Source organism: Azospirillum sp., assembly GCF_035627195.1.
Taxonomy (GTDB): Bacteria; Pseudomonadota; Alphaproteobacteria; order Azospirillales; family Azospirillaceae; genus Azospirillum.
Genome location: NZ_DASPMG010000157.1, coordinates 1 through 15364, shown reverse-complemented (window position 1 = coordinate 15364; position 15364 = coordinate 1). Strand labels below are relative to the sequence as shown.

Genomic DNA, 15364 nt, shown 5'->3' with positions numbered 1-15364 from the left:
CGTCAGGTCCGGCCCCTGGGCGCGGTAGAACGCCTCGTCGAAGTGGCCGTCGGTCAGCCGGCGCGCCTCGGCCAGCTGCTCGTCGGTGGGCAGGACCGGCACCCAGCCCGGCGTGCCGGGGCCGGGCGGCACCGTCTCCTGCCCCGGCGGGCGTGGGCGCGGCAGGCGCCCGGCCCAGGCACCCCAGCGCAGGTAGTGCACGAGCGGATTGATGCCGGCCGCAGCGACGTCGGGGTAGGTGTCCAGGTAGAAGGCGGTGTCGAACGCCGGGCTGGGGTCCAGCCCCTGGCGCCAGCCCCAGAGCAGGAAGTGCAGCGCCGCATCGCCGTCCGCTGGCGTCAGGTCCGGTCCCTGGGCGCGGTAGAACGCCTCGTCGAAGTGCGGGGCGATCACGTCGAGATCCTGGCGCAGCTGCGCGGTATCGACTGCTGGTTGCGCCATATCGCTCCGTAACCGTCCAAGTGTCGGTAATGCCGGCCAAGCTGCACGCGAATATCACGCCGGCCAAGGCCAAGTTCCAGCCGGGCGAGCCAAGTAACGGGGAATCAAACCATTGCCGGATCGCCCGTGCTGTGTATCGTCGTTGGCGACCGGCTGTCCATACACAAGGCGAACGGACGGGCATCATGCGGGAGGGCCAGGGGTGACGGCGATCGTCGAGGGAAGCGGGGCACGGACGGCCGTGCTGGTGCTGGGCATGCACCGCAGCGGGACGTCCGTCCTGGCCCAGTTGCTGGCGCGGCTGGGCGCCGCGCCGCCGCGCGACCCGAACCCGCCGGCCCCCGACAATCCGGAAGGCTACTGGGAGCCGGCCGGCGTCGTCCACCTGCACGACCGGATGCTCTCCGCCGCCGACAGCGCGTGGCTGGACACGCGCCCGCTCGACCTTGGCGAGCTGGGGGAGGAGCGGCTGCGCGGCTTCGCCGGGCAGCTGCGCGCGGCGCTGGCGGACAGCTTCGGCGACGCCCCGTGCTTCGTCCTGAAGGACCCGCGCATTTGCCGGATGGTGCCCTTCCATCGCGACGTGCTGGCCGGCATGGGGATCGCCGTCAAGGTGGTGGTGGCGCTGCGCGAACCGGCGGACGTCGCGGCGTCGCTCTTCGCCCGCAACCAGATCTCGCCGGACTACGCCGGCTTCCTGTGGGCGCGCCACCTTCTGGAGGCGGAGCGGCACACGCGCGACCTGCCGCGGATCGTCGTGCCCTATGGGGCGCTGGTGGACGACTGGCGCGCCACGGCGCAGCGGATCACCGGCTTCCTGGCGCCCGAGCTTCCGCCCGCCGACCTCGATCACGTGCCATCGCCCGTCCGCGCCGACCTGCGGCACCACCGCTTCGGCGCTTACACCCCGTTCAGCGGGCCGCTCGCGGAGCTGCTGGGCGATCTGCATGCCGCGCTGGAGCGCTTGCCGGCCGGGGGCGCCGATGGTGGGGCCGATGGTGGGGCCAATGGTGGGGAAGGGCGGTTCGACCGGCTGGCGGAGCGGCTGTCCGCCGCCTCCGCCCGGTTCGCGGACCTGCTGGCGGCCGAGTTCTGCTTCCAGCGGCTGACCTCGCCCTATGACACGGTGATGCCCGCCGATCCCCTGCGGGAACGGCAGACCCTTGCGGAGGCGCTGGGGCGCCTGCACCGGCTGCAGTGGCGCGCGGACGCGGAGCGCCGATGACCGTCGGGCTGTTCCTGGCAGGGGCGCAGAAGTGCGGGACGACCAGCCTGTTCCATTACCTGGCCGGGCATCCGCAGCTGCAGGCACCCCGGCGGAAGGAGATCCATTTCTTCGACGACGAGACGGTTGACTGGCGCCATCGCGACTTCGGCGCGCTGCACGCGTGCTTCGAGGGCGGAGGAGAGGGGCGGCTGCGGTTCGACGCGACGCCGATCTACCTGTTCTGGCCGTCGGCGCTGGAGCGGATCAAGGCGTACAACCCGCGGGCCAGGCTCATCCTCCTCTTCCGCGATCCCATCGAGCGGGCCTATTCGCACTGGCGGATGGAACGGCTGCGCGGGGCCGAGGACCTGCCCTTTTCCGAGGCGATCCGCAACGGCCGGGCGCGCCTGCCGGGGGGCGACCTGATCCACGGCAACTGGCGCGACCGCAGCTACGTCGAACGCGGCTTCTACGGGGCGCAGTTGGCGCGCGCGCTGTCGCTGTTCCCCAAGGCGCAGGTGCTCGTGCTGGCGTCCGAGGACCTGCGGCAGCGCCACGCCGCGGCGCTCGACCGCGTCGCCGGGTTCCTGGGCATCGCTCCGTTCCCGCCCGTCGCCGCGCGGCTGGAGAACCAGGCGCCGCCGTCGCCGCACCTGCCGCCGGTCAGCCGGGACGACCACGCCCACCTGCGCGCCGTCTATGCCGAGGACACGCGGCGGTTCGCGGCGCTGTCCGGCATCGACGTCGGGGACTGGTGGGTGATGCGCCCGTTTTCCGGGTGATGCGAAAAGGCGAAAAAACGGGGCAGTATTTTCAACCGGGAAAGTGGTCTTGTTGCATTCGGTGGCCCGGATTTATTCGGGGTTGCGGGGGTAATGGTCGCTCGTCTATTACCGGTGTATCCGACATTGCTTGAAAAGCCGACCGATGAACGAGCTTTCCGTGCTGAAACATGGTGCCGATCCGGTTTTCGGCCGGGTTTTGACCAGCGATGACGGGGTGGAGCTGTGCATCGACGGCTGGCGGGGCAACTTCCTCGGCGGCTGGTGCCGCTGGCCGGCAGGGGCCGCGGCGCCGGGGCGGGTTTCGGTGTGGAGCGGCGGGCGCGAACTGGCCGCCACCGTCGCGGCGGCGCAGCGCGGCGACGTCGGAACGCCGGCCGGCGCCGCGCCGGCCTTCGGCTTCTCGCTGTTCGTGCCGCCGGGACCGCCAACGGGGGCGGCGCCGTCGCACGTCACCGTGAAGGTGGACGCGGCGGGCGCGCCGTCGCCCGCGCACGCGGTCGGGATCGCGTGGCCGCGGGCGGGCGCCGACGGGCATGTGGACGGCGTCACCGGCGAGGGGATCACCGGCTGGTGCGTCGATCATGACGCCGGCGGGCACGGAGCGGGCGGGCGCGGGGGAGCGGTCGACATCGCCGTCGACGGGGTCTTCTGGGCCACCGTGTCGCCGACGCTCGACCGGCCGGACGCCGCCGCGCTGGTCCAGGCACAGGATACCCGGCTGGGCTTCCGTGTGACGCCGCCGGTCTGGCTGGCCGACGGCCGGCCGCACCGCGTCACCGTCACCGCCCGCGCGACCGGGATGCCGCTGACCGCGGAGCCGTTCGACCTCACCGTGCCGACGGAGCGGGCGGAGGACTTCCTGGTCTGGTATGCCGGGAAGAGCGTGTGGCAGCACCGGTACCGCCGCCCCGCGGCCGGTGTTGCGGACGGCACGGAAGCCGGCGTCCTCGACCTGGACCTGATGCGCCACGCCGTCTTCACGGCCAGCCGCACCGCGCCCGATCCGCTGATCCTCGCCCGCCTGCGCGACCGGCTGGAGCGGCTCAACGCCGGCGGCGGGGCGTGCGCGCTGTCCATCGTCGTTCCCGTCCACGGCGGCTGGTTCTTCCTGAACGTCGCCCTGGCCTCCCTCCTCGGCGCGCGCCTGCCGCGCGGCACCGAGGTGATCGTGGTCGACGACGCGTCGCCGGACACGGCCGGCCTGGACATGGGGGGCCTGAACGCAGGGGGCGGCCCGCTGCGAATCGTCCGGCTGGCGGAGAACCAGGGCTTTGCCGGCGCCGTCAACGCCGGGGTGGCGCGGGCGGCCGGCACGGACGTGTACCTGATGAACTCCGACGCCGTGGTGTTCTCGGAAAGCATCGACCTGCTCCGTCATGCCCTGCAGACCGACCTTTCGATCGGCGTCGCCGGGTCGATGCTCGTCAACCCCGACGGGCACTTGGAGGAGGCCGGGGCGATCCTGTGGCGCAACGCCGTCCCGTCGCAGTACGTCGGCAGCGGCGACGACACCGACCCCCAGGTGCGCGTCCAGCGCAGCGCCGACTACGTCTCGGCGGCGTCGATGCTGGTCCGCCGGGCGCTCTTCGCCCAGCTCGGCGGCCTGGACACGGCCTATGGGCGCGGCTACTTCGAGGACACCGACTTCTGCCAGCGCGTGTGGGACGCCGGGCGGCGCGTGGCGTACTGCGGGCACTCCGTCACCGGCCACTGGAAATCGGTGTCCTACGCCGCGGCCGTGTCGCACGCCGGCCGCGACGCGCTGATGAAGGCCAACCAGGCGCTGTTCGTCGCCCGGCATGGCCACAAGTTCCGCAACCGCGCGCCCTACCAGGCCCTTCCCCACCTCCACCGCGACCCGACGCGCGACCGGCGGGTGCTGTTCATCGACGCCGAATACCCGCGCCTGGGCAGCGACGCCGGTTCCAACGCCGCGCTCAACGAGATAGAGCTGTTCCGGCGGCTGGGTTTCCACGTGATCCTCACCGCGCTCAACCCATCCATCCCGCTGGAGATGCGCAATCACCTGGAGCGGCGCGGCATCGAATGCCCGACGCAGCCGCATTTCCCGTCCTGGCGGGAGGTGGTTGACGCCTATGCCGACGTTGACGTCGTGATGACCACGCGCCACGGGGTGTTCACGCACGTCCACGACCGCGTCCGGGAGCGGCACGGCCCGGTGAAGATGTTGCTGAACCTCGCCGACCTGCATTTCCTGCGCGCCCTGCGGGAGGCGGAGGTGCTCGGTTCCCCCCAGGCGCAGGAGGCGGCGCAGGCCGAGCAGCGGGCGGAGCTGCGCGCCGCGGCCATGGCCGACGCCGTGTTCACCTACAGCGACGTCGAGGCCCGGGTGCTGGCCAAGCTGGCGCCGCAGGCGCTGGTCCGTAGGATGCCCTGGGTCACCGAGCCCGCCGCCGCCGCCCGCGGCAGCGACGGGCGGGTGTTCGGATTCCTCGGCAACTTCCGGCACCCGCCGAACCGCGACGCGGCGCGGCACCTGTGCGCCGACCTGTGGCCGCGGATCCACGCCCGCGTTCCGGACGCCACCCTGATCATCGCCGGCCACCGCGCGCGGCAGGCGGAGGCGTTCGCCGCCGGTGCGGCCGGCGTGCGCATCGAGGAGGACGTGGACCTCGCCGACTTCTTCCGGCGCACGCGCGTCTTGCTGGCGCCCCTGCGTTTCGGCGCCGGGGTGAAGGGCAAGGTGTTCGACGCCTGGGCGCACCGGGTGGTCGCCGTGCTGTCGCCGATCGCCGCCGAAGGGATGGTCCTGTCGCCGCTGCTGCGCACCCTGGTGGCCGGCGGCCACGACGACTTCGCCGACATCGCGGCGCGCGTCATGCTGGATCCCGAACTGTGGGACGCCGCCACCGCCGAGCAGGAGCGGGTGCTGCGCGCGCATCACGGCTGGCCGGCGGCGCAGGCCGCCCTGCGCGACGCGCTGGAGGGCATCGGGATCGCCTGCGGCGGCTCCCCGTCGTAGCGCGCCGGCATCAGAAGTGGAAAAAGAGAGGGTCAGCCCCGCCGACCGGTAAGTGTTGGGCGCCTCCCCTCGTCTCGACAGGAAGCTGTCGTGCGCTACACCATGTATAGAATTGCGCGTTGATCCGTTACAATTTGTCGCTCGACAATCACATCGACGACAGTGTACGAAAAATTGGACGATTTCTGCTCACTATATTAGATGTGGAGCATAGTATGGGGACCGTGCCGGGTGGCGTTTACTCTGATTCCGGTGCTTTGACCGGGTTGGAGAAGGGATATCTGTCCTCTGTACTCGATCAGCTCCAGATCACGGACGACACGGCGTTCGTCCAACTGGTGACGCCGCCGCCGGGCGGGCCGATCGTCATGACCAACCAGCGCTACATCTCGGTGGCCGGGAACGACGGGGCGACGGTGGTCGGCAACGTCGCCGACAACGTCGTGGGCGGCAGCCAGGGTGCCGATTCCATCGACGGCGGCGCCGGCAGCGACACGCTGCTCGGCGGCAGCGGCGCGGACAGCGTCATCGGCGGCGCCGGGAACGACGTCGGATTCGGCGGCGTCGGCGACGACCAGGTGGACGGCGGCAGCGGCGACGACGTGCTGTTCGGCAACCAGGGCGACGACGTCATCTACGGCGACGCGCTCTCCGGCGCCGTTCCGTCCGGGGGCGCGCGCGCCGCGGCCAACACCGTGGCCGGCAACGACGTCATCTACGGCGGCCAGGGCGGCGACCGGGTCTTCGGCCTGGACGGCGACGACACGCTGCACGGCAACCTCGGCGACGATGTCGTCTACGGCAACCTCGGCGGCGACCTGCTCTACGGCAACCAGGGCCGCGACCTGCTGCACGGCGGTCAGGGCGGCGACACGCTGCTCGGCGGGCAGGACGCCGACACGCTGGTGGGCGGCGACGGCAGCGACGCGCTGCACGGCGGCGTGGGCGCCGACGTCCTGTACGGCGGGGCGGGCGACGATCGCTACGACGGTGGCGACGGCGCCGACGTCTACGTGATCCAGAGCAACGGCGGCGTCGACGTCGTGCAGTGGAGCACCGGCGACGTGCTGATGATCGCGCGCAACGTCAACGGCCTGAACATCGCCGCGCCGGACGACCTGATCACGCAGAACCTGATCTCCACGCACGACGGCAACACGCTGATCAACCTGGGCAACGGCAACTCCGTCACCCTGGTCGGCCTGAACGAGAGCGAGCTGAAGGCGAAGATCTCCAACTACATCACCATCACGTGAGTCCAGTCGCCGTCACGATGAAGGGAACCCTGGTCCGCATCGGCGAGGAGGCGTTCGCCCTCCTGCTGACGGTGCGCGGAAACGAGGAGCCGCGGGACTGGAGCGTCCGGATCGGCGACACGCCGGTCCCGCGCCCGCTGGTGCTGGTGCATGGAGCCCTGGAAGGCGGCGGGCGGCGCCTGCTGCTGGCGTTCCGCGTTCCCGCCGCGCTGCGCGCGGCGCAGCCGGGGTTGGTCACCGCCCGCTCGGACGCTGCCCGCTCCGACGCCGGGGCCGAGGTGACGGCCGACACGCCGCCGGACGCCGCGCCGGCCCTGGCGCCGGCGATGCTGCTCGGTGGCATGGCCCCGGCGCACCGGGCCGGCGTCCTGCGGCGGATGCTGGACGTCGTCGGACTGCACCTGCGGCTGGGCGACGACGGGCGCTTCGCCGCATGCTGCCGTGCGCTGGCCGCGGCGGCGGCGCCGGAGAGCCTGCGGCCCGCCGCCCTGGTGGCGCTGACCGGGCGCCTGTTCCTGGCCCGCGTCCCGCTTCCCGCCCACGTCGGCGCGGTCGCGTCCCTTCATGTGGCGGGACGTGCGGCCCTGCGCCGCAACCCCTTCCTGCCGCGGACGGCGAGACCGGACCGGGCGGGCTGCGTCGACCTGCTGATCGAACGCGCCGACGCGCTGGGCGACGGGCCGCTCTGCGTCGTTCTGGCGGGTGACGGGGGGATCGCGCGGCTGCACCTCGACCCCGGCCGGGCGCAGCCTCTCGGCGCTCTACCGGCGATGCTGGAGCAGCGCAAGGCGGACGCCGCGGCCGTGCGCGGCTACCTGACGGCCGGTCTCAAGCCGTATTTCGCCGCCTCGCCGGAGCTGGAGGACGCGCTGCGCGTCGCGGCGGCGCTGCTGCCGGCGAAGGAGCGCTGGATCGCCCCCGGCAAGGCGCCGCTGGCCGCCCGCGTCGAGGACGCCGTGCCGGTGCCCGGCGGCGGCGTGTTCCTGCGCGGCTGGCTGGCCGATCCGCACGGGCTGGTCGAGGGGATGACGCTGGTCACCGCCAGCGGCGAGCGCCGGCCGTTCGGCCTTCCGCCCCATCGCCAGCCGCGCCCGGATCTCGCCGGGCTTCCCGGCCTCGACACGCTCGGCCCCGGCCCGGCGCCCGGCTTCGTCGCCTATGTCGACGGCCTGTCGGAGCCGGAGTGGAGCGTCCCCCACGGTGTCGAGCTGCGCCTGCGCGGCGGCGCCGTCCTGCCGCTCACGGCACCGCCGCCGCCCGCCGGTCCGGCGGAGCGGCTGCGGGCGGTGCTGGGCAGCGTGGCGCACGAGGCGCTGGACGAGGAACTGATCGCCGCCTGTCTGGCGCCGGCCGCGGCGGCCCTTCAGACGGCGCGCCTGGAAGCGGAGCGGGTCGCCGGCATGGTGACGATCGGCGCCGAGGCGCCAGCGCCCGACGTTTCCATCATCGTGCCGCTCTACCGCAACCTGACGTTCCTGCGCCAGCAGATCGCCGCGCTGTCGGCCGATCCCGAAACGGCGGGCGCCGAGCTGATCCTCGTCCTCGACTCGCCCGAACAGCGGGCGGCGGTCGAGGGGATGCTGCGCGGGCTGGAGACGGTCTACGGCTTCGCCGGCACCCTGGCCGTCCACACCCGCAACCTCGGCTACGCGCCGGCCGTCAACACCGGTGCTGGGCTGGCGCGCGGCCGCTGGCTGGTGCTGCTCAACTCCGACGTGGTGCCGGCGGAGCCGGGCTGGCTCGGCCGGATGCGCGCGGCGGCCGCGCGCGACGGCGTCGGCGCCGTCGGGCCGAAGCTGCTGTTCGACGACGACTCGCTCCAGCACGCCGGGCTGTATTTCTGGCGCGATCCCCGGGGGCGCTGGTTCAACCGGCACTTCCACAAGGGCTACCCGTGCCGCTGGCCGGCGGCCGACGTGGCCCGCGCGGTTCCGGGGGTGACCGGGGCGTGCGTCCTCATCGCGCGGGAACGCTTCGCCGCGGTGGGCGGCCTGTCCGAATCCTACATCGTCGGCGACTACGAGGACTCCGACCTCTGCCTGCGCCTGCACGAGGCGGGGCTGTCGTGCTGGTACGAGCCCTCCGCCGTCCTCTACCACTTCGAGCGCCAGTCGATCATGAAGCACGACGGCTACACGCGGACCGCCGCCTCGGAATACAACCGCTGGCTCCACACCACCCGCTGGGCGACGCGGATGGAGGCCGTCATGGCCGCCTGCCCCGGCGCCTGAGGGGAGGCCGGGCATGCTGCGCATCCTCCACGTCTGCCACAACGACCCGCGGCTCCACGCCGGCGGGACGGAGATCGTCGCGCGCGAGCTTTACGAGGAGCTGGCACGCCGGGACGGCGTCGACGGCGTGTTCCTGGCCGGCACCAACGAGCTGCACCGCGCGCGGCGGCCGGGCACGGCCTTCCAGACCGTCGGGCGCGGCGGCCGGGACATGCTGATGTGGTCCGGCGGCTTCGACCAGTTCAACCTGGTGCAGGCGGACGTCGGCGGCGTGTTCACCGAGTTCGTCGAGCTGCTGCGGGACTACCGGCCGCAGGTCGTGCACTTCCACCATCTGCTGCTGGTCGGCGTGGAGGCGATCTTCGCCGTCCGCCGCGCCCTGCCCGAGGCGCGGATCGTCGTCTCGCTGCACGACTACACCGCCATCTGCCATCGCGAGGGCGTCATGGTGCGCCGGGACGGCGGCACGCTCTGCCGGGAGGCGACGCCGGACGCCTGCACCGGCTGCTTCCCGGAGATCCCGCGCGGCCACTTCAAGCTGCGCGACGTCAACATCCGCACGCACTTCCGCCTCGTCGACGCGTTCCTGGCGCCCAGCCGCTTCCTGCGCGACCGCTACGTGGCCTGGGGCATCGCGCCGGAGCGCATCCGCGTGCTGCGCAACGGCCGGGCCCTGCCGCCGCCGGCCCCGCCCCGCGCCGTGCCGCCGGGAGGCCGGCGCGATGCCTTCGCCGTCTTCGGCAACCTCAGCCCGATGAAGGGGACGCTGGTGGCGCTGCAGGCCGCGCAACGGCTCGCCGCCGCGGGCGGGCCGGCGTTCTCGCTGGCGATCCACGGCAGCCCGGAATTCCAGACCGACGCGTTCCGGAAGGAAATCGCCGCCGCCGTCGACGGCTGCGGCGGCCGGGCCATGGTCACCGGCCGCTACCGGGCCGACGACGTCCCGGCGCTGGTCGCCGGCGCCGACTGGGTGGTCGTGCCGTCGGTGTGGTGGGAGAACGCGCCGCTGGTGATCCAGGAGGCGTTCCACCACGGCCGGCCGGTGCTGTGCTCCGACATCGGCGGCATGGCCGAGGCGGTGACGGACGGCGTGGACGGGCTGCACTTCCGGATGGGCGACGCCGCCGCCCTGGCCGGCTGCATGCGCCGCGCCATCGAGGAGGACGGGCTGTGGGACCGGCTGCGCGCCGGCATGGCACCGGCGCGGTCCGTCGCGGCTTGCGCCGACGAGCACCTGGCCCTGTACGAGGAGCTGCGCGCCACGGCCGCATGATCCGGACGGCAGGGCGTGGCGTGGGCGCGCGAGGCCGTCGGCCTTGCCTCAGACACCACGCGGTGCGGTGCGCCCGGGATTTCCGTGACCGGCTGCCCGGCGCCGTCGCCGCGCGGAATGTCACAGCATGAACTCAACTGATATATTGATATATCATTCGCTTAAGGCGTAAGTCATATGCGCCTTTGCCGCCGGACAGCGGCAGCCGACGTGGACCGCGTGGCGCATGGAGAGCGACGGACGACAATGACCGCAGCCACCACCCGCGCCCAGCGCGACCGTTTTGCCGCCCGCGCGTCCTGCCCGCCCCACCCGTCGCCGCGGGTGGGCCGCTGATCGTCCCCCGTCTTTGACCCGGACCGCCGCCGGCGCTTGCGCCGGCGGCGGAGGAGAGTTCCCATGAAGATGAACAAGCAGACGGCGCTGATCGTCGTCGCCATGGTGCTGGGCATCCTGGTCGGTTACGCCTGCAACGTCCTGAGCGGCGGCCCGGCGGCGGCGAAGGAGATCGCCGGGTATTTCGCCATGGTGACCGACATCTTCCTGCGCCTGATCAAGATGATCATCGCACCGCTGATCTTCTCGACCCTCGTCGCGGGGATGGCCGGCATGGGCGACGCCCGCGCCGTCGGCCGCATCGGCGGCAAGGCGGTGGGCTGGTTCCTGATGGCCTCGGTCGCCTCGCTGACCATCGGCCTGATCTTTGCCAACCTGTTCCAGCCCGGCGCCGACGTCGGCGTGCCCCTGCCCGAGGCCGGCGCCGCGGTCAGCCTGAAGACCTCGGCGCTGAACCTCAGGGAGTTCGTCACCCACGTCTTCCCGCGCAACTTCTTCGAGGCGATGGCCAACAACGAGATCCTGCAGATCCTGGTGTTCTCGGTGTTCGTCGGTCTGGCGCTCGGCAAGCTGCGCGAGACCAAGGCGCGCACGCTGGTTCAGTCCATCGAGGAGGTGGTGCCGGTGATGCTGACCGTCACCGACTACGTCATGCGCTTCGCCCCCATCGGCGTCTTCGCCGCCGTCGCGAACGTCGTCGCCACGCAGGGGCTGGGCGTGCTGCTGGTCTACGGCAAGTTCATGGGCAGCTTCTACGTGGCGCTGGTGGTGCTGTGGGCGTTCCTGATCGGCGCCGGCTTCCTGGTGCTGCGCACGGACGTGTTTCGCCTGGTCAGGACGGTGCGCGAGCCCATGCTGCTGGGGTTCTCCACCGCGTCCAGCGAGTCCGCCTATCCCCGCGTCATGGAGCAGCTGAAGGGCTTCGGCATCAAGGAGCGGGTGATCGGCTTCGTGCTGCCGCTCGGCTATTCGTTCAACCTCGACGGCTCGATGATCTACACGACGTTCGCGTCGCTGTTCATCGCGCAGGCCTACAACCTGCCGCTCGGCCTGGAGCAGCAGCTGCTGATGCTGCTGGTGCTGATGGTGTCCAGCAAGGGCATCGCCGGCGTGCCGCGATCGTCGCTGGTGGTGGTGGCCGCCGTGCTGCCCATGTTCAACCTGCCGGAGGCCGGTGTGCTGCTCATCATGGGGATCGACCACTTCCTCGACATGGGGCGCACCGCCACCAACGTGCTGGGCAACGCCATCGCCACCGCCGTGGTCGGCAAGTGGGAAAACGCCATCGGCGCGGAAGAGGAGGTGGGCGAGGAGGAGATGGCGGAAGAGGACGCGCTTCCCGCCGCCGCCGTGGCGGATTGACGATTGTCGCCCGCCGGCATCACTCGGTGTGCAGCCACAGGCGCATGAGCTCGGCCACGGTGCGGATGCCGAGCTTGTTCAGGACGTTGGCGCGGTGCGTCTCCACCGTGCGCACACCGATGCCCAGGCGGGCGGCGATCACCTTATTGGCGCAGCCCTCGACCATCAGCGCCGCGACCTCCCGCTCCCGTGCGCTCAGCTGCGCCAGCCGCGCCAGCGCGTCCGCGGCGGCCGAGCGGTCGCGGCGCTGGCGGGCGTCGCGCTGCAGCGCCTCGTGCACCCGGCGCAGGAAGATGTCGTCGTCGAACGGCTTTTCCAGGAAATCCACCGCCCCGGCCCGCAGCGCGGCCACCGCGGCGCCGACTTGGCCGTGCGCGGTGATGACGATGACCGGCAGCGTGCCGCCGCGCCGCGCCAGTTCCTCCTGCAGCTCCAGCCCGTCCATGAAGGGCATGCGCAGGTCGGCCACCACGCAGCCCGGCTGGTCCACAGAGTAGCGGTGCAGGAAGGCCAGGGGGTTGTCGAAGGTGCAGGCGGCCAGCCCGGCCACCTCGACCAGGGCGGCCAGCGCGTCGCGCACCGCCTCGTCGTCGTCGACGATGAAGACGACGGGCTCCGGAACCGCCGCGTCCTTGGATTCGTTCATGGCTTCCGCTCATCCTTGGGGCGGGCGGCCGGCAGGAAGAGCCGGAAGACGGCGCCCTTGTCGGACGTGCCGGCCAGCCACAGGCGGCCGCCATGGCTCTCGACGATGGAGCGGCAGATCGGCAGGCCCAGCCCCATGCCGGCGGGCTTGGTGGTGGCGAAGGGGGAATAGAGCCGGTCGGTCATCTCGGCGGGAACGCCGGGTCCGGTGTCCGCGACCTCGAAGACGACGCCGTCGGGGGGCAGGGGGCCGACCCGCACGACGACCTCGCGCACCCGGCTGCCGGCCCCCGCGATGGCCTCGACGCTGTTGTGCACGAGGTTGAGGAGGACCTGCTCGATCTGGATGCGGTCGGCCAGCACGTCCGGCAGGGGCTCCGCCACCTCCACGCGCAGCTGCACCCGGTTGTAGGCGGCGTCGGCCCCGGCCAGCGCCAGGGCTTCGCGCACGATGTCGGCCGGCGGCACAGGGGTGAGCTGCGGCGAGCCCTTGCCGAGGAAGGTGCGCAGGCCGCGGATCACCTCGCCGGCCCGCTCCGCCTGGGCGACGGCCTTGTCGATCAGTTCCTGCGCGCGCGGCGGGGTGTCGCTGCTCTCCAGCAGGCGTTGGGCGGCGCGGGTGTAGCCGATGGCTGCCAGCAGCGGCTGGTTCAACTCGTGCGCCAGCGCCGACGCCATCTCCCCGGTCACCGCCAGGCGGGCGATGTGGGCCAGCTCGGCCTGGTGCTCGCGCAGGCGGGCCTCGACCTGCCGGCGTTCGCTGACCAGCGCGCCCAGGAACAGCGCGGTGATGGCCAGCGCCAGCATCAGCGTCTGGTGGTAGACGATGGCGTGCAGCGGGAAGCCGATGATCTGCAGCCCGGCGATCAGGCCGCTCTGGATCGCCAGCGCCGCCAGCACCGCGCCGGGCAGGCCGTGGCTGACGGCCACCCACACCAGCGGCAGGAACAGCAGATAGAACAGATTGAACTGGCCGCTTCCGACCGGCAGGAACACGGCGACCAGGGCGGCGCCGATGGCCGCCGTCTGCGCCGCCGAGGGGGCCTGCGGCAGGCTCCAGGCCGGGCTGGCGCCCGGCCGGCGGAGCAGCAGCAGGAACGGCGTCACCACGGCGATGCCGATGGCGTCGCCCAGCCAGTACTGGAAGGCCAGGACCGGCAGGTCGCGCGCGGCGATGGCGCCGTCCAGGACGAAGACGCCGATGAAGGCCGGGGCGACCGCGGCGGCGCTGAGGAACGTCACCCCGACCAGCCAGGCCATGTCGCGCACCCGCGGCAGCGACAGGTCGATGGCCGCCCGCCGGCGCAGCACGTGCGCCGCCATGCCGTAGCCGGCGACGATGGCGAGGTTGGACAGCAGCAGCGACGCGACCGAGGCCGGGTGCCCGCGCACCACCAGGTCGGCCACCACCAGCGTGGCGTAGACCATCGGCAGGCCGCGCCGGCCGGTCCACAGCAGCAGCGCCATGTACAGGCCGGCCGGCGGGTTCCACGGCGTGATGTTCAGGCTGGGCCGTGCGTGGATGAAGGTCAGCCAGTCGACCGGCAGGTAGGCCGCCGCGAAGGCGACGGCCAGCACGAGCGCCTCCCGCCCGGTCCCGGCGGGGAACGGCGGCGCGGCGGCGCGGTCGTCGGCGGTTGGGTGCATGGCGGAACGATCCTTCGCGGGGCAGGCGGACGGCAGCCCATCAATATAGGGCAGGCCGCCGTCCGGGGTGCCCCGGATCAGATATGCGTCAGCCGATGAAGAACGGCTGCGTCCCGTGCGCGGCGATGGCGCTGGACAGCCGTTCCAGCGCGTGGGCGTAGGCGGCGGTGCGCATGGAGATGCCCTGGGCGGCGCGGCGGTCCCACACGCGGCGCCCCTCCGTTTCCATGATGGCGCGCAGGCGCTCGTGGATCTCCTCCAGGTTCCAGTAGTAGCCCTGGCGGTTCTGCACCCATTCGAAGTAGGACACCGTCACGCCGCCCGCGTTCGCCAGGATGTCGGGCAGGACGATGGCGCCGTTCCGCTCCAGGATCCGGTCGGCCTCCGGCGTCACCGGGCCGTTGGCCAGTTCCAGCACGACCCCGGCCTTGACGAGGCCGGCGTTGCCCTTGTGGATCTGGTCCTCCAGCGCGGCCGGGACCAGCACCTCGCACGGCACGGCCAGCATCGCGTCGTCGCCGACGGCGCGCACCCCGGCGCCGGCATAGGCGGTGACGGAGCCGCCGCGCTCCTTGGCCGCCAGCACCGCGTGCGGGTCCAGGCCGTCCTCGCACACGATGGCGCCGCGCGAATCCGACACGCCGACGATCCGATAGCCGTCGGCGTGCAGCAGGCGGGCGATGTGGAAGCCGGCGTTGCCGTAGCCCTGCACCACCACGCGCTTGCCCGAACCGGCCAGCCGCAGGTCGCCTTCCAGGTGCTTGAGCAGGTAGTAGCCGCCGCGCGCCGTGGCGTCGTCGCGCCCCAGCGAGCCGCCCAGCGGCAGCGGCTTGCCGGTGATGACGGCCGGGCTCGGCTGGCGGACGATGGAGCTGTACTCGTCGGCCATCCAGCCCATGATCATGGAGTTCGTGTAGACGTCCGGCGCCGGGATGTCGCGGTCGGGGCCGATCATGCCGGCGAAGGCCTGCACGTAGGCGCGCGACAGGCGCTCCAGCTCCGACTTGGACAGGCTGTGCGGGTCGACCTTCACGGCCCCCTTGCCGCCGCCGTAGGGCAGGTTCATCACGGCGCACTTGAAGGTCATCCAGAACGCCAGCGTGGTGACCTCCTCGACGCTGGAATTCGGGTGGTAGCGGATGCCGCCCTTGGTGGGGCCGCGCGTGTCGTCGTAGCGGCAGCGCCACGCCGGGAAGGA

At 72.3% G+C, this 15364-nt stretch carries 10 protein-coding genes and 1 pseudogene; 7 read left to right on the top strand and 4 right to left on the bottom strand.

The genetic code is table 11. The annotated features are described in order from the left end of the window. Positions 1 to 441 (bottom strand): annotated as a pseudogene (locus VED21_RS14620) (hypothetical protein); the annotation flags it as partial. A 202-nt stretch (positions 442 to 643) separates the two neighbouring features. Here VED21_RS14620 and VED21_RS14615 point away from each other — a divergent pair. The 7 genes from VED21_RS14615 to VED21_RS14585 all read left to right on the top strand — a co-directional run bounded on the left by VED21_RS14615 (position 644) and on the right by VED21_RS14585 (position 11874). After that, entirely contained in the window at positions 644 to 1666 is a 1023-nt protein-coding gene (locus VED21_RS14615) for a sulfotransferase family protein (RefSeq protein ID WP_324883174.1), read from the top strand. Continuing rightward, positions 1663 to 2430, top strand: a complete 768-nt coding sequence (locus VED21_RS14610) for a sulfotransferase domain-containing protein (RefSeq protein ID WP_324883172.1) — start codon at positions 1663 to 1665, stop codon at positions 2428 to 2430. The genes VED21_RS14615 and VED21_RS14610 overlap by 4 nt, the downstream gene beginning before the upstream one ends. 145 nt (positions 2431 to 2575) lie before the next feature. Further along, positions 2576 to 5416: a glycosyltransferase gene (locus tag VED21_RS14605; protein WP_324883170.1), complete on the top strand. Its 2841-nt coding sequence runs from the start codon at positions 2576 to 2578 to the stop codon at positions 5414 to 5416. A gap of 266 nt (positions 5417 to 5682) precedes the next feature. After that, complete coding sequence (locus VED21_RS14600) at positions 5683 to 6672, top strand: calcium-binding protein (protein ID WP_324883168.1); 990 nt, start codon at positions 5683 to 5685, stop codon at positions 6670 to 6672. 17 nt (positions 6673 to 6689) lie between these two features. Then, positions 6690 to 8903, top strand: a complete 2214-nt coding sequence (locus tag VED21_RS14595) for a glycosyltransferase (RefSeq protein ID WP_324883166.1) — start codon at positions 6690 to 6692, stop codon at positions 8901 to 8903. Between the two features lie 13 nt (positions 8904 to 8916). Next, a complete protein-coding gene (locus VED21_RS14590) occupies positions 8917 to 10176 on the top strand; it encodes a glycosyltransferase family 4 protein (protein WP_324883164.1) in 1260 nt (419 codons plus the stop codon). A 399-nt stretch (positions 10177 to 10575) separates the two neighbouring features. Further along, on the top strand, positions 10576 to 11874 hold the full coding sequence (locus VED21_RS14585) for a dicarboxylate/amino acid:cation symporter (protein WP_324883162.1): 1299 nt from the start codon (positions 10576 to 10578) through the stop codon (positions 11872 to 11874). A gap of 19 nt (positions 11875 to 11893) precedes the next feature. Here the strand turns inward: VED21_RS14585 and VED21_RS14580 are convergent, their stop codons facing one another. From VED21_RS14580 to VED21_RS14570, 3 genes are all read right to left on the bottom strand, one after another. Continuing rightward, positions 11894 to 12520, bottom strand: a complete 627-nt coding sequence (locus VED21_RS14580; RefSeq protein WP_324883160.1) for a response regulator transcription factor — start codon at positions 12518 to 12520, stop codon at positions 11894 to 11896. After that, positions 12517 to 14166 carry an ATP-binding protein gene (locus VED21_RS14575; RefSeq protein ID WP_324883158.1) on the bottom strand — a complete coding sequence of 550 codons (1650 nt, stop codon included), beginning with the start codon at positions 14164 to 14166 and terminating at the stop codon, positions 12517 to 12519. The genes VED21_RS14580 and VED21_RS14575 overlap by 4 nt, the downstream gene beginning before the upstream one ends. Before the next feature lie 88 nt (positions 14167 to 14254). After that, positions 14255 to 15364: Glu/Leu/Phe/Val dehydrogenase (locus tag VED21_RS14570; protein WP_324883156.1), on the bottom strand; the 1110-nt coding region annotated here is incomplete at its 5' end.

Coding starts and splice junctions, on each gene's coding strand:
- VED21_RS14590 (WP_324883164.1), top strand. CDS start 8,917: ATGCTGCGCATCCTCCACGTCTGCCACAACGACCCGCGGCTCCACGCC.
- VED21_RS14575 (WP_324883158.1), bottom strand. CDS start 14,166: ATGCACCCAACCGCCGACGACCGCGCCGCCGCGCCGCCGTTCCCCGCC.
- VED21_RS14585 (WP_324883162.1), top strand. CDS start 10,576: ATGAAGATGAACAAGCAGACGGCGCTGATCGTCGTCGCCATGGTGCTG.
- VED21_RS14580 (WP_324883160.1), bottom strand. CDS start 12,520: ATGAACGAATCCAAGGACGCGGCGGTTCCGGAGCCCGTCGTCTTCATC.
- VED21_RS14605 (WP_324883170.1), top strand. CDS start 2,576: ATGAACGAGCTTTCCGTGCTGAAACATGGTGCCGATCCGGTTTTCGGC.
- VED21_RS14610 (WP_324883172.1), top strand. CDS start 1,663: ATGACCGTCGGGCTGTTCCTGGCAGGGGCGCAGAAGTGCGGGACGACC.
- VED21_RS14595 (WP_324883166.1), top strand. CDS start 6,690: ATGAAGGGAACCCTGGTCCGCATCGGCGAGGAGGCGTTCGCCCTCCTG.